Consider the following 18,010-nt stretch of genomic DNA (forward strand, 5'->3'; position numbering starts at 1 on the left):
CACAACCCGACCGGCCGCCTGACCTTCGCCACCGAGCCGTAGGCGGCGGATGGGGGCAGAGCGAACCAGCCCCGTTGACCGCTGCGCCTGTCCTAAGAACTCCGTCATGGCCGGGCTTGACCCGGCCATCCACGCCCACCCGCACGGCCCGAAGGCGTGGATGCCCGGCACAAGGCCGGGCATGACGCCAGAAATTGCCCGCCCGCGATCTTGCGGCGGCGCGGTTTCGCGGCTATTGGTGCGGCCCTCACGCTCCCTTCGTCTAGCGGTTAGGACGCGGCCCTCTCAAGGCTGAAACAGGGGTTCGATTCCCCTAGGGAGCGCCAGTCTCGTTCAAATATCCGAGCACTTGCCCTCGCTACGCCGATTCCTGCGTATCACGGCTCTGTTCGGCTTCCCGTTCGATCTCCGCAGCCACCGCTACTGCCTGATCCGCCGCGACCGGCTTCGAGAACGCGTAGCCCTGGACGAAGTCGCAGTCGAACGCGGCGAGCAGGTCCACTTCAGCCTGCAATTCGGCGCCTTCCGCCACCACGCTCATGCCGAGCCCGTGCGACAGCGCGATGATGCCGCCGAGTAGTTTGCGTTTCTCGGGCACAGTGGCGATGCCGCTCACGAATGACCGGTCGATCTTCAGGCAATTGAATGGAAGACGCGTCAGATAGCCGAGCGACGAATAGCCGGAGCCGAAATCGTCGAGCGCGAGCCCGATGCCCAGCTTCGACAGCGCCGCAAGCGTACTGCTGACCTTCTGCTTGGTGTGATCGACGAACAGACTCTCGGTCAGCTCCAGCCAGAGCAGCTCCGGAGGCAGGCCGGTCTCTGCGAGCACCGCGGACACGACTTTCTCGAAATCGCCGTTCCAGATCTGCGCCGGAGACACGTTCACCGAGATCGATCGGGTCGGCAATCCGGCGTCCAGCCAGCCGCGCATCTGCCTGCAGGCGTCGCGCAGGACCCAATGGCCGAGATCGACGATCAGGCCGGTGCTTTCCGCGATCGGAATGAACTCCGATGGCGAAATCGGTCCGCGCTCGGGATGGCTCCACCGCAGCAGCGCCTCGAAGCCGACCACTCGGCCGGTCTTCAGATCGATCTGCGGCTGGTAATGGGTCCGGAGGTCGCCGCTTTCGACGGCGTGGCGCAGCCGCCGGCCTAGGTCCAGCTTCTGATCGACTGCCTCGGCGTAGACCGGCTCGAAAAGCTGCGCGCGGCCGCGTCCGGCCTCTTTGGCCATGTAGAGCGCAAGGTCCGCGTTGCGCGAAGCCTTCTCGGCGGTTGCGCCATGCTCCGGCAGCAGCGCGATGCCGATGGTGGCGCCGATGCAGGCCTCGCCCTCGGCAAGCTCGACCGGGACCGACAGTTTCGCGATCAATCGCTCAGCAAGGGCGATCGGCGCTTCGGTGGACGTGCAGGAGCTGCTCATCAGCACCGCGAATTCGTCGCCGCCGATCCGGGCGATGAAGGCCTGCGGATCCAGCTCTTGCCTCAGCACGCCAGCAACATGAATCAGCAGGCTGTCGCCGGTTGAGTGACCCAGCGAATCGTTGACCTCCTTGAAGCGATCAAGGTCGATCAGATACAGCGCGGTGTGTCCGTCTTCCGAGATGCGCGCCTCGAAAAGATCGGCGAGCCTGCGCTTGAACAGCGCCCGATTGGCGAGCCCCGTCAGAGGATCGGTATAGGCGAGCTGCTCGAGCCGGCGCTCGGCCTCCTTGCGCTCGGTGACGTCTTGGGCGGTGCCGACGAGGCCGATGATCTGTCCGTTCGCAATCTCGGCCTTGCAGATGATCGCCAGATCGCGCGGCGCGCCGTCGGTGTGCAGGATTCGGATGTCTGTGGCTTCGGTCTTGCTGGTGCGCAGGACACGGCCCTGCAGCTTCAGAAGACGCTGAGCATCGTCGCCCAGAAAATACGACGTCGTGTTGTCATAGGTCGGTTTGAAGGCGTCCGGCTCCAGGCCAATCAGGTGATAGAGTTCGGGCGACCATACGGTTCGGCCGACGTCGAGCCGATGATGCCAGGTTCCGATCTTACCGAGCTGGTGAGCCTCTTCCAGAGCGCGCGTGCGCTGGTCGAGCAAGGTGCGGGCGACCTCGAGCTGGGTGATGTCACTCGCCGTGCCGCGATAGCCCAGGAAGGTTCCGTTATCGCCAAAGATCGGCTTGCCGCTCGTGCGGATGCTGACCCGCGAGCCATCATCCCCGATCGAGGTGTAGACGAAGTCGCGGAAAGCGCGATGGGCCTCCATGTCGGCCCTGTGCAGGGTCATGGCGCCTTGATCTTCCGGCACGCAGGACAGCTCCCAGCGCGCTTTCCCGCCGGACGCGACGGTTTGCAGGGCCGCATTGCCATCGACTGATTCCGGATGGGGCAGCAGCCGATGGTCGGGGCCGCTCTCCCAGCACCAGTCCGACGCGGTGCTGACGAAGTCCGCGAGCCGCTGCTCGCTCTCGGCGAGTTGCCGGAGAGCAGACGTTTCCGGCGTGACGTCCCGGACAATGCCGAACACCCGCTGGACCTGCCCGTTCGCGTCGAACTCCGGCTCGCCGTGCACGACGCAATCGAACGGACTGCCATCGGACTTGAGGAGTTTCGTCTCCACCGCGAAGGGTCGCCCCTCCGCCCAGCATGCGGCGTAATGGGCCTGCAAACCATCGTGGTTTTTGACCGGATCACGCTCGCAGGGCGCCGCAAGCGGAGCCGACCCATTCGGCGTTTCGAAGTCGTAGAGGGCGGCAAAATCGGGCGACATCCAGAAGTCGGCCGCGGTGGCGCTGTAAGACTCCCAGTACGCGATACGCGCCATCCGCATCGCGCGGCGCAGCGACCACTCCTGATGCCACCCCCGCGGTTCTCGTGGGTAGCGCTGCCGCAATGACGCTCCCCGAACGGCCATCTTTCCCCACCGAAGACCAACGCGCACTATGATACAGTCGTAACATGAGGCGGCCGGGTAGCAGAGCGGCAAGTGTCGATACGATTAGAGTGCTCACTATCGTGGTATAAATTGCGTGAACCTGGGCGGGAACCGGACGGGGCCGCAGTCCTGCCAAGGTCGAAGTCGCGCCGTCAGTTCCGCCAGGTCCGCGCGTAGCGCCTCTGCTGATCGGTCAGGATCGCTTACTTCACAGCGCCCGCAGCAAATCCTCCCGCAGATCCTCGTAGTCCTCGAGCCCCACCGAGAGCCGGATCAGTCCGTCGGTAAATCCGTGCCGCGCGCGCTCGGCCGGATCGTAGGTGGCGTGGGTCATGCTGGCCGGGTGCTGGATCAGCGTCTCGGCATCGCCGAGGCTGACGGCGCGGGTGGCGAGTTTGACGTTATCCATGAAGCTGCGGCCGGCGGCTAAGCCGCCTTTGAGTTCGAGCGCGATCATGCCGCCCGGCTGCCGCATCTGCCGTTGTGCCAACGCGCGCTGCGGATGGCTGTCGAGGCCGGGGTAATACACCGCAGCGACAGCGGGATGCGCTTCGAGGTCGTGGGCGAGCTTCGAAGCCGTGGCGCTGTGGCGGTCCATCCGCAGATTCAGCGTCTTCAGGCCGCGCAGGATCAGGAAGGCATCGAACGCCGAGATACAGGCGCCATTCAGCTCCTTGATGCCGGTGAAGCGGAGCTGATCGATGATCTCCTTCGGCCCCACTACAGCGCCGGCTAAGAGATCGCCGTGGCCGCCGAGGTACTTGGTGGCCGAATGAGTGACGAGATCGGCGCCAAGATCGAGCGGGCGCTGCAGATAGGGCGTGCAGTACGTGTTGTCGACGACGAGGCGGACGCCGGCGCGGCGGCACACGTCCGCGCACGCCGCGATATCGACAAGCCGCATGTTCGGATTGGTCGGAGTTTCGGTGAACACCAGCCTGGTATTGGCGGTGAGCGCCGCCTGCAGATTGGTCGTGTCGGTGAGGTCGGCGAAGGTGACCTGAATGCCGAACCGCGGCAGATGATGTTCGAACAGCCCGAAGGTGCAGCCGTACAGCATCTGGTCGGCGACGATGTGGTCGCCGGTCTTCAGCAGCGTCCAGATCAGCGCCGTCAGGGCGCCGACCCCCGACGCGGTGGCGAGCGCGGCCTCTCCGCCCTCCAGTGCTGCGAGCCGGCTTTCCAGCACCGCCACCGTCGGATTGCCGACTCGCGAATACACGAAGCCCTCGGCCTCGCCGGCGAACCGCGCCGCGCCCTCGGCGGCGCTGGCGAAGGCGTAGGTCGAGGTCAGGAACAGCGGTGGGTTGAGTGCGCCATGATGGGCGAGTGGGTCGTAGCCGTGGTGGATCGCGGTGGTGGCAAAGCCGGGCGGGCGCGTGGGTTCGGTCATGGCGGGCTCCTTTGCGCGCAGTATGGCCCGAAACCCGCCGTCGAACTTGCCAATCATGCTACGTTAGGCATACGATTTAGCAATCTTCGTCATTATGCTGCGCAACATATGTCGAATCCTGCCAAGATTGCCCTGGATGCGATCGATCTCAGGATCCTCGCCGAGCTGCAGGCCGACGCCCGGATTCCCAATATCGTGCTGGCCGAGAAGGTCGGGTTGTCGCCATCGCCGTGCTCGCGGCGGGTCAAGCTGCTGGAGCAGGCCGGCGTGCTGGCGAGCTACCGAGCGCTGGTCGACCGCGCCGCGGTCGGGCTGGCGGTGACGGCGTTCGCCTTCATCCGGGTCGAGCGGCATTCCCGCGACAATGCCGAGAGCTTCATCGCCGCGGTGCAGACCATGCCGGAGGTAGTCGCCTGCCATCTGGTGTCCGGCGACAGCGACTTCCTGCTCGAAGTGGTGGTGCCGGATATCGCCAGCTACGAGGCGACGGTGCTGCGCGGGTTGCTCGCCCTGCCGACGGTGCGGGACATCCGCACCTCGTTCGCGATGCGCAGTTACAAGCTCAGCGGACCGCTGCCACTGCCGGCGGCATGATCACGCCGGCAGGTGCTGCCGCACCCAGCGCACGATCTCGCCCGCCGGCATCGCGCCGGAGGTGCGAGCGCGCTCGCGGCCGTTCTTAAACAGGATCATTGTCGGGATGCCCTGGATGCCGAGCCGGGCGGCGATCTGCTGTTCGTTGTCGGAGTTCAGCTTGATCAGCCGAACTTGCGGCTCCAGCTCGCGCGCCGCCTGCTCATAGGCCGGCGCCATCGCCCGGCACGGACCGCACCACGGCGCCCAGACGTCGACCAGCACCGGCACGCTGCTGCGCGCGACCTGCTTGTCGAACAGATCGCCGCCGACGTCGGCCGGATGGCCTTCGAACAGCTTGGTGCCGCATTTTCCGCATTTGCCGTCCTGCGCCGGGCGCTGCTCCGGCAGCCGGTTGACGCCGCCGCAATGCGTGCACACCACCAGATGATCGGACATGATCGGGGCCTCCTCGATCGATTATTTAGGCGCTCCCTTCGTCATTGCGAGGAGGCGAAAGCCGACGAAGCAATCCAGCGGCTCCGTGCACGAGGCCGCTGGATTGCTTCGCTGCGTTCGCAATGACGGAAGGAGCTATGGCACCAGCACGGCGGCGCCGAGCAGCTCGCCGGCGCGGAGCTGGCCGAGCACGGCGCCAGCCTCGCGCAGCGGAAACGCGTGGGTCTCGGTCCGGATGCCGGCGTGGGCCGCGACATCGAGAAAATCGACACCGTCCTGCCGGGTCAGATTGGCGACCGAGACGAGCTGGCGTTCTTCCCACAGCAGGCCGTAGGGAAAGCTCGGGATGTCGCTCATATGGATGCCGGCGCAGACCACGCGGCCGCCTTTGCGCACTGCCTTCAGCGCGGCCGGCACCAAGCTGCCGACCGGCGCGTAGATGATGGCGGCGTCGAGCGGCTCGGGCGGCAGATCTTCCGACGCACCCGCCCATACTGCCCCCAAACTGCGGGCGAAATCCTGCGCGGCGACATCGCCGCCGCGGGTGAAGGCGTAAACCTGCCGGCCCTGCCAGCGCGCGACCTGCGCCACGATGTGGCCTGCGGCGCCGAAACCGTAGATGCCGAGCCGCTCCGCCTCGCCTGCGATCACCAGCGAGCGCCAGCCGATCAGCCCGGCGCACAGCAGCGGCGCAATCGCGACGTCGGCGCCGCCCTCGCCGAGCGGAAATGCGTAGCGCGCGTCGGCGATAGCGTGGGTCGCAAAGCCGCCGTCGCGGGTGTAGCCGGTGAACAGCGGCGCATCGCACAGGTTCTCCATGCCGCTTCGGCAGTAGCGGCACACCCCGCAGGTGTGGCCCAGCCAGGGAATGCCGACGCGGTCGCCGATCCGGTGCGTGGTGACGCCGGCGCCGACCGCAGCGACGCGGCCGACGATCTCGTGGCCGGGAATGATCGGATAGCGGATGTTCGGCAGTTCGCCGTCGAGAACGTGCAGGTCGGTGCGGCAGACGCCGCAGGCGCTCACCGTCACCAGCACCTCGCCGTTACCCGGATGCGGCGTGTCCCGCTCCTGCCATTGCAGCGGCGTGCCGGGCGCGGTCAGCACCATCGCGTCCATTGCGGGACTCCTGGGGCGGAGATCGGATGCGTTCGGTTATATTGCGCCGCGCGGATCGATCAAAGCGGAGCGGATCAGTTCCGCTCGCGCGCCACCCAGTTTTCGCCTTGCTTGCGGTACAGTTTCTTCACCGCCGCCCAGGCGACGCGATGAGCGGTGGCCTCTTGCTCCTCCGCGCCACGGTCCTGGTATTCGGCGAAGGCGTTGTTGAATGCGGCGATGTAGATCTCCTGCGCATGTAGCGGCAGACGTACCTGCAGCCCTGGCGGAAGATCGTCCGTGGAAGCGTAAGGCACGCGTGCCCTCCCTGCTGGTGCCGCCGCTTCGCCGAGACCGTGGCGGCCGACGGCCCGTTACGTCACGCGCCGAAGCCGCGACTTGCGCAACGCTCGCACCCTATTGCGGCGGGCTCGCGTCGCGCCGAACATCGTCGCGCGCGATCGGACGGTGGGCCGGTCGCCGCTCTGCGACCGGCTGCGGCCTGGCCTGGACGGCCTTGGTCGATGACACGCGTCGGAGGTGGTGATGACTTCGCCAGAACCTCGGCCGCCGGACAGCCGCTCGTTCGCGGTGCAGCGTGCGCTGATGGTCGAACGTCAGATCGCGGCGCGCGGCGTCGGCGACGCCAGGGTGCTCGCCGCGATGGGCAAGGTGCCGCGCGATGCGTTCCTACCCGATGCGCGGCGCGATCTCGCCTACGAAGACGGGCCGGTGCCGATTCCCGGCGGGCAGACGATGTCGCAGCCTTACATCGTCGCTCTGATGGCCGAAGCTCTGCGGTTGCAGGGCGGCGATAACGTGCTCGAAATCGGCACCGGCTCGGGCTACGCCGCGGCGGTGCTGGCCGAGATCGCCGGGCGCGTCACCACGGTCGAACGCATCGCCACCTTGGCGGACACGGCGACGGCGAAGCTCGCCGAGCTCGGCTATGGCAACGTCGACGTCCGTCTGGCCGACGGCACCCGAGGCTGGCCGCAGGCTGCGCCCTATGATGCGATCGCGGTCGCGGCCGGTGGTCCGCAAGTGCCCGAGACGCTGAAGGCGCAACTGAAGATCGGCGGCCGGTTGGTGATGCCGGTCGGTGCCGACCTGGAGGCTCAGGACCTGGTGTGCCTGACGCGGCGGGGCGAGGCCGACTACCAGCGCGACCGGCTCGGCCATGTCCGCTTCGTGCCGCTGATCGGCGCCGAGGGGTGGCCATCGCCGGAGGCCGCCGACAGATCGGCGCGCGACGAGCGATGATCGACCTTGCGGAAGATCAGCATTGCCCGATCTTCATCGGTCTAGAATAAAGGCGGTGCTAGAAGTTCGAAGATTGGCCGCTGGCGATCGTCACGGCCCCCTTCATCACCAGTTCGAATCAAATCCAACAAGACGCAGCCGGGGAGCGCGACATGATCAAGGATCTCATCGTCAATCTCGAACGTAGCAAGGAGCGCCAGCAGATCGTGGATATCGCGATCGGCGTCGCCGAAATGTTCAACGCCCATGTGGCGGGTTGCTGCTTCGCCTATGATTCGCTGCCGAGCTTCACGATGCCGGACTTTCCGTCCGACGTGCTGAGCAAGATGTTGGCGGCGAGCGAGGACGCGGCGCGCGCCGCAGTCGTGCAGTTCGAGGCGGCCTGCAAGCGCGAAGGTGTTTCCGCCGAGCATCATCTGCTGGAGACCGCCTACGGCACCTCGGGACGCTTCCCGAAGATGGCGCGGCGGTTCGACCTGTCGGTGATCATGCAGTCCGACGCCGAGAACGGCGACAACGACATCCTGATCGAGCAGGTGCTGTTCGATTCCGGTCGCCCGCTGCTGATCGTGCCCTACATCCAGAAGGCCGCACCAAAGCTCGATCGGGTGATCTGCTGCTGGGACGGCAGCCGCGCCGCGACCCGCGCCATCAACGACGCCAAGCCTTTCCTGCGTCGCGCCGGCCAGGTCGAGCTTCTGATCGTGCGCGACCACAAGGTGCGCGATCCGAGCGAGCTGCGCGGCATCGAGATGGCGAACCATCTGGCGCGCTACGACGTCAAGGTCGACATCAAGACCATTACGGCGCCGGATATCGGCGTCGCCGCCACCATTCTGTCGCACGTCGCCGATTCGTCTGCCGATCTGCTGGTGATGGGTGGCTATGGCCACTCCCGTCTGCGCGAATTCGTGCTCGGCGGCGTCACCCGCGAGATGCTGACGTCGATGACCGTCCCGGTGCTGATGTCGCACTGAGGCGGGCGTTCGGCACTCTGGCCGAACTCGCGATCGTCATTGCGAGCGCAGCGAAGAGACCCTTCAGGTCACCATCATTCCCAAGTCACCGTCATTCCGGGGCGCGCGCAGCGCGAACCCGGAATCCCGAGATTGTCGCGCACCCGGCGTTTTCCACGACGTCGAGATTCCGGGTTCGCTTGCTGACGCAAGCGCCCCGGAATGACCATTGCGATTGCTCCGAGTGCGCCCCGCAATGACCGAGTGTGCGTGGCGTAGTAACGCTAAACACACGTCCGAATATACGGCCGGTTGATCTCCCACAGCTCGTCGAGAATCTTCTCGGCCGCAACGGCGGAGTTGACCACCGGGTCGATCAGCAGCGCTTGCAGCGCCAGCTCTTTCGAGGCGTGAACCGCAGCCTCGACGGCGAGCTGCTGCACGCTGGCCTGCATCAGCATCAGCTTGGCGATTGGGTCCGGCAGCGGGCCGAGCGACACCGGATGCACGCCGGCCGCATCCACCGTCACCGGCACTTCAACCGCCAGCTCCGCGGGCAAGTTGGGGATCACGCCGCGATTGAGGACGATGCCGGATTCGATGAAGCGTTTCTGATTGTGCAGCATCGCGGCGATCACCGCCGCGCCGCGCTCGCCGGACGGTTCGGTCCACCATTGCGGGATCGGCATGGTGCCGCCGAGCACGCCATTGAGCTGCGTCAGAAATTCGCCGCGCCAGCGTTCGTCCTGATCGAAATCGTAGCCCTCCTCACCGGCTTCCCAGCCATAGGGCAGGTATTCGCCGAGATGGTCGTCGCTGCAGGTCAGCCAGTAGCCGAACGCGCGATACAGCCGCCGCGTGAACCGCCAGGCATCCGGATCGAAGCTCTGCTCGGCGGCGCGAAACCGCGGATACAGATCCTCGCCGGTGTCGCGGTGACGGATCTGCATGAGGCATTGGAAGTGATTGAGCCCGGCGCCCCACACTTCGATTTCGTCACGCGGCACCTGCATGATGTAGGCGATCGCGTCGCGGCCCATGAAGATGCCGTGGCACAGCCCGATGTGGCGCACCTTGGTGTAGCGGCCGAGCGCCAGAATGATCCGGCTCTCGGGATTGGAGTAGTTGAGGAACAGCGCGTTCGGACACAGCTCCTCGATGTCGCGAATGAAGTCGAATATCAGAGGCAGCGTCCGCAGCGTGAAGAACAATCCGCCCGGGCCGCCGTTCTCGCCGAGCGTGTGGCGGATGCCGTGCTGCTTCGGCACCTCGAAGTCCTGCTTCCACAGCCGGTTGCGATCGATCGCGGTGGCGTTGATGACGAAGCCGGCGCCGTCGAGTGCGGCGCGGCGGTCGGTGGTCTGTTCGATGATCAGTCCGGCGCTGGACCTCGCGTTCATCAGCTTCGCCAGCTCGGTCATTCGGCCGAGCGTTTCCGGATTGCGTCCGACCAGCGTCAGCGTCGAGCCGGCCAGCACCGGCGACGCAAACAGGTCGCGAAACATGCTGAGACCGAACGACGCACTGGAAGCGCCGAGGAAGACGATCTTGGTCGTATTGGACATCTCAGCTCGTCTCCATCAGCAGGCCGATTGTCAGCATTTGACGGGCACATCTGCGCGGGCGTTGCAGCGCGGCTGCGGGCATCGGCGCTCGAGGAGTGAACCGCAACCGTGCGGTCGCGATCTTGACCCCGATCAACGGCGCCGGCACACGGCCACGCCACACTGCACCTCCCGCCCGCCATTCGGCACTTTCAAAACGCATCAATCGGAGCCCGCCCCACGATGGTCGACATCGTCACCCTCACGCCCAATCCTGCGGTCGACCTGTCGACGTCGGTCGAGCGTCTGGTGCCGAGCCGCAAGCTGCGTTGCGCTGCGCAGAAGCGCGATCCCGGCGGCGGTGGGATCAATGTGGCGCGGGTGGTGAAGAGGTTCGGCGGCGACGTCGAGGCGGTGTTTCCAGCCGGCGGCTTCACCGGCAAGCTCTTGAAGCTGCTGCTCGACGAAGAGAACGTCCCGAGCCGGATCGTCGAAGCCGTGGCGGAGACGCGCGAAGACTTCTCGGTCAGCGAGAACGCGACCGGCGAACAATACCGCTTCGTGCTGCCCGGCCTGCCGCTCGCCGAACACGAATGGCGCGGCATGCTCGATACCCTCGCGGCGACCTCGCCGGCACCTAAGATCGTGATCGGCAGCGGCAGCCTGCCGCCGGGCGTGCCGGTCGATTTTTATGCGCGGGCGGCCGCGGTGGCCAAGCAGCTCGGCGCCAAGTTCTTCCTCGACACCTCCGGCAAGCCGCTGGCGGCAGCGCTGGCGCAGGGTGTGACGTTGATCAAGCCGAACCTGCGCGAGATGCAGGAGCTCGCCGGTCGGCCGCTCGGCTGCGAGAAGGAATGGGTCGATGCGGCGCGGGCGCATATCGCCGCCGGCCAGGTCGAGATCGTGGCCTTGTCGCTCGGCCATCTCGGTGCGCTGCTGGTCACCAAGGACGAGGCGCTGCGGTCGCCGGCGCTCCCGGTCACGGCGGTGTCGACCATCGGCGCTGGCGACAGCTTCCTGGGTGCGATCGCGCATCGGCTGGCGCAGGGTGGTTCGATCGCGGACGCATTCCGGCTCGGCCTCGCGGCGGCCTCGGCGACCCTGACGGTTCACGGCACGCAACTATGCGGGCCCGCCGAGGTCGAGCGGCTATACGCGCAGGTGATCATCGAGCCGATCTGAGCGAATCTGGCTTCGGCGCGTTGCGCCCGATCGCGCGGTTTTGCCGCGCCGTGCAGGAACTGTTCGCGGAACCCCTGGTTGACGTGCCGCATTGGCTGGCGGCGCCTTGCCAGGAGTTCGCATGTCACAAGACGAATCCCGACTGAACGACACCGAAATTCCCGAAGGCGCCGATGGCACTGTCACATATGACGGCCCCGCTGGCGGCTGGGGCTCGTTGCAGGGGATCAGCCGAATCTTCGGCAAGGAGTGGAGCTCGCCGGCCGCGATCGAAACCTTGATGCGGCAGAACAAACCCAAGGGCTTCATGTGCGTGTCGTGCTCATGGGCCAAGCCTGCCGACCACCACACCTTCGAATTCTGCGAGAACGGCGCCAAGGCGACGCTGTGGGAGCTGACCAGCGCGCGCTGCACGCCGGAATTCTTCGCCGAGCACAGCGTCACCGAGCTGCGGGGCTGGTCCGACTACGATCTCGAGATGCAGGGCCGGCTCACCCATCCGATGCGCTACGACGCCGCGACCGATCATTATGTGCCGTGTTCGTGGGACGAAGCGTTTCAGGCGATCGGCAAGCATCTGCGATCGCTCGATCCGAAATCGGTGATCTTCTATGCGTCGGGCCGCGCCAGCCTGGAGACCTCATATCTCTACGCGCTGTTCGCGCGGCTGTACGGCCACAACAATCTGCCCGACAGCTCCAACATGTGTCACGAGACCACCTCGGTGGCGCTGAAGAAGCTGCTCGGGGTCGGCGTCGGCACCGTCGTGTTCGACGACCTGTCGAAATGCGACGCGATGTTCTTCTTCGGCCAGAACACCGGATCGAACAGCCCCCGCTTCCTGCATCCGCTGCAGGAGGCCGCCAAGCGCGGCGTCGAGATCGTCACCTTCAATCCGGTGCGCGAGAAAGGGCTCGAGAGCTTCGTCAATCCGCAGAACCCGGCCGAGATGCTCACCGGGCGCGAGACCCGGATCAGCAGCCAGTATCATCAGGTCAAGGTCGGCGGCGACGTCGCCGTCCTGACCGGCCTGTGCAAGCATGTCTTCGCGCGTGACGACGAGGCTAGGCGCGACGGCAAACGCGTGATCGACGCCGATTTCATCAAGGCGCATACGCATGGGTTCGACGCGTTCGAAGCCAAGGTTCGCGCGACTTCGTGGGACGAGATCGAAGCCGAGTCCGGCCTGACACGCGCCGCGATCGAAGCCGCCGGCGACGTCTATGTGAAGGCCGAGCGCGTCATCGGCGTGTACGGCATGGGCCTGACCCAGCATGCCCACGGCTTTCTCAACGTGGCGATGTTCGTCGATCTGTTGCTGCTCAAGGGCAATATCGGCCGCGATGGCACCGGCATTTCGCCGGTGCGTGGGCATTCCAACGTGCAGGGCCAGCGCACCGTCGGTATTTCCGAAAAGCCCGAGCTGGTCCCGCTCGACAAGATGGCCGAGCAGTTCGGATTCGACCCGCCGCGCGACAAGGGCATGAACACCGTGGAAGCCTGCCACGGCATCATCGAGGGCAGCGTCAACGCCTTCATCGGGCTCGGCGGCAATTTCGTTCGGGCAATTCCCGAGCGTGACGCCATGGAAGACGCCTGGACGCGGATGCAGCTCACCGTGCAGATCGCCACCAAGCTGAATCGCAGCCATCTGGTCAACGGCAAGGCCGCCTATCTGCTGCCCTGCCTCGGGCGCACCGAGCAGGACATCCAGGCCACCGGCCCGCAGGCGGTGACGATGGAAGATACGTTCAGCTGCATTCAAGGCTCGGTCGGGCTGCGCCAGCCGGCGAGCGAGCATCTGAAGTCGGAGCTGGCGATCATCGCCGGAATCGCCAAGGCCGCGCTGCCCGACAATCCGAAGGTGAGATGGGACGACTGGGTCGGCGACTACGGTCTGGTGCGTGACCTGATCGCCGATAGCTACCCGGAGATGTTCCACGACTTCAATGCGCGGATGTTCACCCCGGGCGGGTTCTACAAGGGTAACGCGGCGCGCGAGCGGATCTGGAAGACCGAGAGCGGCAAGGCGGAGTTCACCACGCCTGAGCGCTTGAATTCGATCGGCTTCGCGGACGCCCCCGGACGCTATCGGCTGATCACGATGCGATCGAACGACCAGTTCAACACCACGATCTACGGCATGAGCGACCGGCTGCGCGGCATCGAAGGCCGCCGCGACGTGCTGTTGATCAACCCGGACGAGATCGCGCGCGCCGGCTTGACGGAGGGCCAGGAAGTCTGGCTCGAAGGCGATGCCGGCGACGGGGTCCATCGCGAAGTCGGTCCGCTCCGCGTGACGCCGTTCAGGCTGCCGGATGGCTGCCTCGGCGCTTATTATCCGGAGATGAATCCGCTGATGCCGCTGTGGCATCATGACGGTCCGTCGAAGACGCCTGCGGCGAAATCGGTACCGGTGCGGATTCGAACCTGACCGCACCACGCTTGATCCACGTCATCGCCAGTTCACGCCGCTCGATTAATCCGCGACAGAATGCATGCTCGGCCACGGCGCGACGCCGCTGCCCTGATCACCGGTTCCAACCGAACGATGCGTGTTGCATCGACACACGGGTGGCTGGCATTGCAAGGCCTGCACGCGTCAGCCACTATGTGGCGCTGCGACATCGCCGTCGAAACGCGTGAGACGCGATTGCAAAGTAGGAATGGCCGGTTTCCGGCCGCTGGAATGAGAGGCCGCATGAGTCAAGGTGTCACCGCTCCGCTCGCCCGTCACGCAATGGCTTATGTGCTGGCAGGGGGACGTGGCAGCCGGCTGATGGAGCTGACCGACTGGCGCGCCAAGCCTGCGGTGTACTTCGGCGGCAAGTCACGCATCATCGATTTTGCATTGTCGAACGCGCTGAATTCGGGCATTCGCCGAATCGCAGTGGCCACGCAATACAAGGCGCACAGCCTGATTCGGCATCTGCAGCGCGGCTGGAACTTCTTCCGCCCGGAACGCAACGAGAGCTTCGACATTCTGCCCGCCAGCCAGCGCGTCTCCGAGGAGATGTGGTATCGGGGCACGGCCGATGCGGTGTTTCAGAACATCGACATCATCGAAAGCTACGATCCGAAGTTCATCGTGCTGCTGGCCGGCGACCACGTCTACAAGATGGACTACGAGAAGATGCTGCAGCAGCACGTCGAGCAGGGCGCCGACGTCACTGTCGGTTGCCTCGAAGTCGAGCGCCCGGAGGCGACCGCCTTCGGTGTGATGCATGTCGATGAAACCGACCGCATCATCTCGTTCCTGGAAAAGCCCGCCGATCCGCCGGCAATGCCCGGCAAGCCCGACAAGGCGCTGGTCAGCATGGGCATCTATGTGTTCGAGACCAAGTTTCTGCTCGACGAACTGCGCCGCGACGACGCCGACCCGAATTCGTCGCACGATTTCGGCAAGGACATCATTCCGTATCTGGTCAAGCACGGCAAAGCGGTGGCGCATCACTTCAACAAGTCGTGCCGGCGCTCGAATTCCGAGGCGACCAGCTATTGGCGCGACGTCGGAACGGTCGATGCCTATTGGGCGGCGAACATCGATCTGACCGATATCGTGCCGCAGCTCGATCTGTACGATCGGGAATGGCCGATCTGGACCTATGGGGAGATCACGCCGCCGGCGAAATTCGTCCATGACAAGGAAGGCCGCCGCGGTGAAGCGGTATCGTCGCTGGTGTCCGGCGGCTGCATCATCTCGGGTGCGTCGCTGCGGCATTCGCTGCTGTTCACCGGCGTCCGGGTGCATTCCTATTCGCACGTCGAGAACACCGTGGTGCTGCCCTATGCGGATATCGCGCGGTCGTGCCGGCTGACGAATGTCGTGGTCGACGCCGAAGTCAAACTGCCGCCCGGTCTGGTTGTCGGCGAAGACCCTGAACTCGACGCCAAGCGGTTCAGGCGCACCGACAACGGCATCTGCCTGATCACCCGGGCGATGATCGAGAAACTCGAGCAATAGCCATGAAATCCATCACGGCGCTGTCGATCGCGTCGGAAATCTTTCCGCTGATCAAGACCGGCGGGCTCGCCGATGTCGCCGGTGCCCTGCCGGCGGCGTTGCAGGCCAATGATGTCGCAGTCACCTCGCTGATACCGGGCTATCCGGCGGTGCTCGGCGGGATCGAGGCTCCGCAGCCCGTCTACGGCTTCGATGATCTGTTCGGCGGCACCGCCCGGCTCTTGTCGGCGCGCTGCGACGACCTCGATCTGCTGGTGCTCGACGCGCCGCATCTCTATGCCCGCCCCGGCAATCCCTATGTCGGTGCCGACGGCAAGGATTGGCCCGACAACGCGATGCGCTTCGCCGCGCTCGCGAAGGTCGGTGCGGCGATCGGCCAGGGGCTGCTGCCGACCTATGCGCCGGACGTGCTGCATGCCCATGATTGGCAGGCCGGTCTGGTGCCGGCCTATCTGAAATACAGCGGCCGGCCTGGACCGAAGACGATCTTCACCATCCATAACCTCGCCTATCAAGGCCAGTTTCCGGCGGACCTGCTCGGCAAGCTCGGGCTGCCGCAGCGCGCCTTCGCCATGGATGGCGTCGAGTATTACGGCACGATCGGTTATCTCAAGGCCGGATTGCAGCTCTCGGACCGCATCACCACGGTCTCGCCGAGCTATGCGATGGAGATCCAGGGGCCGGAGGCCGGAATGGGGCTGGATGGTCTGTTGCGGCTGCGCGGGACGAAGTTGTCCGGCATCCTCAACGGCATCGATACCGACGTCTGGAATCCGGCGAACGACGCGCTGATTGCTGCGACCTACGACATTGAAAGCATCGGTGCCCGCGCCCGCAACAAGCAGGCGGTGCAGGCACGGTTCGGCCTCAGTCACGACACCGGTGGCGTGCTGTACGGCGTGATCAGCAGGCTGTCCTGGCAGAAGGGGCTCGATCTGCTGCTCGAAGCGCTGCCCGCGCTGGTCGGGAGCGGTGATCAGCTCGCGCTGCTCGGTGCCGGCGACGCGCCGCTCGAGGCTGCGTTCAGCGAGGCGGCGCGCAAATATCCGGGCCAGGTCGGTGTGGTGATCGGCTACGACGAGGCGCTGGCTCACCAAGTCCAGGCCGGCGCCGACGCGCTGCTGGTGCCGTCGCGTTTCGAACCTTGCGGGCTGACTCAGCTTTGCGCGCTACGCTATGGCGCGGTGCCGGTGGTGGCGCGGGTCGGCGGGCTGGCGGATACGGTCGTCGATGCCAATGAGATGGCCACGGCCACCGGGGTGGCGACCGGGGTGCAGTTCACGCCGGTGACCGCGCAGGCGCTCATCAAGGCGCTGGCCAAGACCCATGCGCTGTTTGCCGACCATGCGGCCTGGCGCAATCTGCAGATCAACGGCATGACCACCGATGTGTCGTGGAAGAACCCCGCCCAGCACTACGCGAAGCTGTATCGTGATCTGGTGGCGGAGCGCTGAGCCTCCGTCGCCCCGCAAGCTGAGCCAGCATCTCGCGCATCTGAGCCTGTTGCCGCGATGGTCTTGATCGCCGTGGCGGCTCGTGACAGCGATACTGTCACAACGATCCCGCGAAGGGACGCGAACGACAACAAGGGAGAAACCCATGCCCGGCCAGAATACCGTGCTGATCGAACGCGACGGTCCGGTGACCATTGTCACCATTAATCGCCCCGAGCGCCGCAACGCCGTCGACGGCGCTAGCGCCAAGAAGCTCTACGACGCCTTCCTGGCCTTTGACGCCGACGAGGCTGCCTCGGTGGCGGTGTTCACCGGTGCAGGCGGCACGTTCTGCGCCGGGGCCGATCTGAAGGCGGTGGCTGCGGGCGATGCCGAGAAAAAGCGCGAGATCTCCGGCCACAACACGCTGGCGCCGATGGGGCCGAGCCGGCTCCGGCTGTCGAAACCGGTGATCGCAGCGGTCGAAGGCTTTGCGGTCGCCGGCGGGCTCGAGCTGGCGCTGTGGGCCGATATGCGCGTCGTCGCCGAAGACGCCACTTTCGGCGTGTTCTGCCGACGTTTCGGTGTGCCGCTGATCGATCTCGGCACCATCCGGCTGCCGCGCCTGATCGGGCATTCGCAGGCGATGGATCTGATCCTCACCGGCCGTCCGGTCGGCGGCGCCGAGGCGCTGCGCATGGGGCTCGCCAACCGCTTGGTGCCGCGCGGTGAAGCCCGAACGCAGGCGATCGAACTCGCCAAGCAGATCGCGCAATTCCCGCAAACCTGCCTGCGCGCCGATCGCCTCTCGGCCCTGCAGCAATGGGATCTGCCGGAAGAAGACGCGATCATGAACGAGATGCGCGGCGGACTGAAAGTGATTCAGTCCGGCGAGACCCTGTCCGGCGCGACCCGCTTCGCGCAAGGCGAAGGCCGGCACGGCGCGTTCAAGCAGGCCGGCGAGTAGTTGAGACCGCCGCGGCCCTCCTCCGTCATTGCTTCGTCGGCTTCGCCTTCTCGCAATGACGGCGGAGGCGTCGTGGATTGCCTCAAATCAGCCTCAACCCCTTGAGGCTGGCGTGGCCGTTCTTGCCGACGATGATGTGGTCATGCACCGCGATGCCGAGCGGCTCGGCGATCGCCATGATCGACTTGGTCATCTGGATGTCGGCCTGCGATGGCGTCGGATCGCCGGAGGGGTGATTGTGCATCATCCCACGGCGTT

15 protein-coding genes and 1 tRNA gene are annotated in these 18,010 nt (G+C 65.7%); 9 read left to right on the forward strand and 7 right to left on the reverse strand.

The window, feature by feature from the left end; all coding sequences use genetic code 11:
• Positions 1 to 251: 251 nt before the first annotated feature.
• Positions 252 to 326, forward strand: a tRNA-Glu gene (locus M9H71_RS24050).
• A 32-nt stretch (positions 327 to 358) separates the two neighbouring features.
• Here M9H71_RS24050 and M9H71_RS24055 read toward each other — a convergent pair.
• Positions 359 to 2,878, reverse strand: coding sequence for a sensor domain-containing protein (locus M9H71_RS24055; RefSeq protein ID WP_455407386.1), 2,520 nt, complete (start codon positions 2,876 to 2,878; stop codon positions 359 to 361).
• A gap of 250 nt (positions 2,879 to 3,128) precedes the next feature.
• The gene (megL, locus tag M9H71_RS24060) at positions 3,129 to 4,313 is read right to left on the reverse strand and encodes a methionine gamma-lyase (RefSeq protein ID WP_455407387.1); all 1,185 of its coding nucleotides are present in this window, start codon (positions 4,311 to 4,313) and stop codon (positions 3,129 to 3,131) included.
• Positions 4,314 to 4,421: 108 nt separating this feature from the next.
• Between megL and M9H71_RS24065 the strand changes: the two genes are divergently transcribed.
• Entirely contained in the window at positions 4,422 to 4,907 is a 486-nt protein-coding gene (locus M9H71_RS24065) for an Lrp/AsnC family transcriptional regulator (protein ID WP_455407388.1), read from the forward strand.
• Here the strand turns inward: M9H71_RS24065 and trxC are convergent, their stop codons facing one another.
• The 3 genes from trxC to M9H71_RS24080 all read right to left on the reverse strand — a co-directional run bounded on the left by trxC (position 4,908) and on the right by M9H71_RS24080 (position 6,760).
• Entirely contained in the window at positions 4,908 to 5,345 is a 438-nt protein-coding gene (gene trxC, locus M9H71_RS24070) for a thioredoxin TrxC (protein ID WP_455407389.1), read from the reverse strand.
• Between the two features lie 135 nt (positions 5,346 to 5,480).
• Entirely contained in the window at positions 5,481 to 6,464 is a 984-nt protein-coding gene (locus M9H71_RS24075; RefSeq protein ID WP_455407390.1) for a zinc-dependent alcohol dehydrogenase family protein, read from the reverse strand.
• A gap of 74 nt (positions 6,465 to 6,538) precedes the next feature.
• On the reverse strand, positions 6,539 to 6,760 hold the full coding sequence (locus M9H71_RS24080) for a ChaB family protein (protein WP_455407391.1): 222 nt from the start codon (positions 6,758 to 6,760) through the stop codon (positions 6,539 to 6,541).
• Between the two features lie 229 nt (positions 6,761 to 6,989).
• Between M9H71_RS24080 and M9H71_RS24085 the strand changes: the two genes are divergently transcribed.
• On the forward strand, positions 6,990 to 7,706 hold the full coding sequence (locus tag M9H71_RS24085; protein ID WP_455407392.1) for a protein-L-isoaspartate(D-aspartate) O-methyltransferase: 717 nt from the start codon (positions 6,990 to 6,992) through the stop codon (positions 7,704 to 7,706).
• 152 nt (positions 7,707 to 7,858) lie between these two features.
• The gene (locus M9H71_RS24090; RefSeq protein ID WP_455407393.1) at positions 7,859 to 8,683 is read left to right on the forward strand and encodes a universal stress protein; all 825 of its coding nucleotides are present in this window, start codon (positions 7,859 to 7,861) and stop codon (positions 8,681 to 8,683) included.
• A gap of 263 nt (positions 8,684 to 8,946) precedes the next feature.
• Here M9H71_RS24090 and M9H71_RS24095 read toward each other — a convergent pair whose 3' ends face one another.
• Positions 8,947 to 10,227 carry an alpha-glucosidase/alpha-galactosidase gene (locus tag M9H71_RS24095; protein WP_455407394.1) on the reverse strand — a complete coding sequence of 427 codons (1,281 nt, stop codon included), beginning with the start codon at positions 10,225 to 10,227 and terminating at the stop codon, positions 8,947 to 8,949.
• 222 nt (positions 10,228 to 10,449) lie between these two features.
• Here M9H71_RS24095 and M9H71_RS24100 point away from each other — a divergent pair, with 222 nt between their 5' ends.
• The 5 genes from M9H71_RS24100 to M9H71_RS24120 all read left to right on the forward strand — a co-directional run bounded on the left by M9H71_RS24100 (position 10,450) and on the right by M9H71_RS24120 (position 17,752).
• Positions 10,450 to 11,388: a 1-phosphofructokinase gene (locus M9H71_RS24100; protein ID WP_455407395.1), complete on the forward strand. Its 939-nt coding sequence runs from the start codon at positions 10,450 to 10,452 to the stop codon at positions 11,386 to 11,388.
• A gap of 121 nt (positions 11,389 to 11,509) precedes the next feature.
• Positions 11,510 to 13,822: an FdhF/YdeP family oxidoreductase gene (locus M9H71_RS24105; protein ID WP_455407396.1), complete on the forward strand. Its 2,313-nt coding sequence runs from the start codon at positions 11,510 to 11,512 to the stop codon at positions 13,820 to 13,822.
• A 267-nt stretch (positions 13,823 to 14,089) separates the two neighbouring features.
• Positions 14,090 to 15,352, forward strand: coding sequence for a glucose-1-phosphate adenylyltransferase (gene glgC / locus M9H71_RS24110; RefSeq protein ID WP_455407397.1), 1,263 nt, complete (start codon positions 14,090 to 14,092; stop codon positions 15,350 to 15,352).
• Between the two features lie 2 nt (positions 15,353 to 15,354).
• Positions 15,355 to 16,806 carry a glycogen synthase GlgA gene (glgA, locus tag M9H71_RS24115; RefSeq protein ID WP_455407398.1) on the forward strand — a complete coding sequence of 484 codons (1,452 nt, stop codon included), beginning with the start codon at positions 15,355 to 15,357 and terminating at the stop codon, positions 16,804 to 16,806.
• 145 nt (positions 16,807 to 16,951) lie between these two features.
• Positions 16,952 to 17,752, forward strand: a complete 801-nt coding sequence (locus M9H71_RS24120) for a crotonase/enoyl-CoA hydratase family protein (RefSeq protein WP_455407399.1) — start codon at positions 16,952 to 16,954, stop codon at positions 17,750 to 17,752.
• 82 nt (positions 17,753 to 17,834) lie between these two features.
• On the opposite strand, the gene M9H71_RS24125 is transcribed toward M9H71_RS24120, so the two are convergent.
• Positions 17,835 to 18,010 (reverse strand): JAB domain-containing protein (locus M9H71_RS24125; protein ID WP_455407400.1); only part of this gene is annotated, 176 nt, incomplete at its 5' end.

This window comes from Rhodopseudomonas parapalustris (assembly GCF_053772255.1).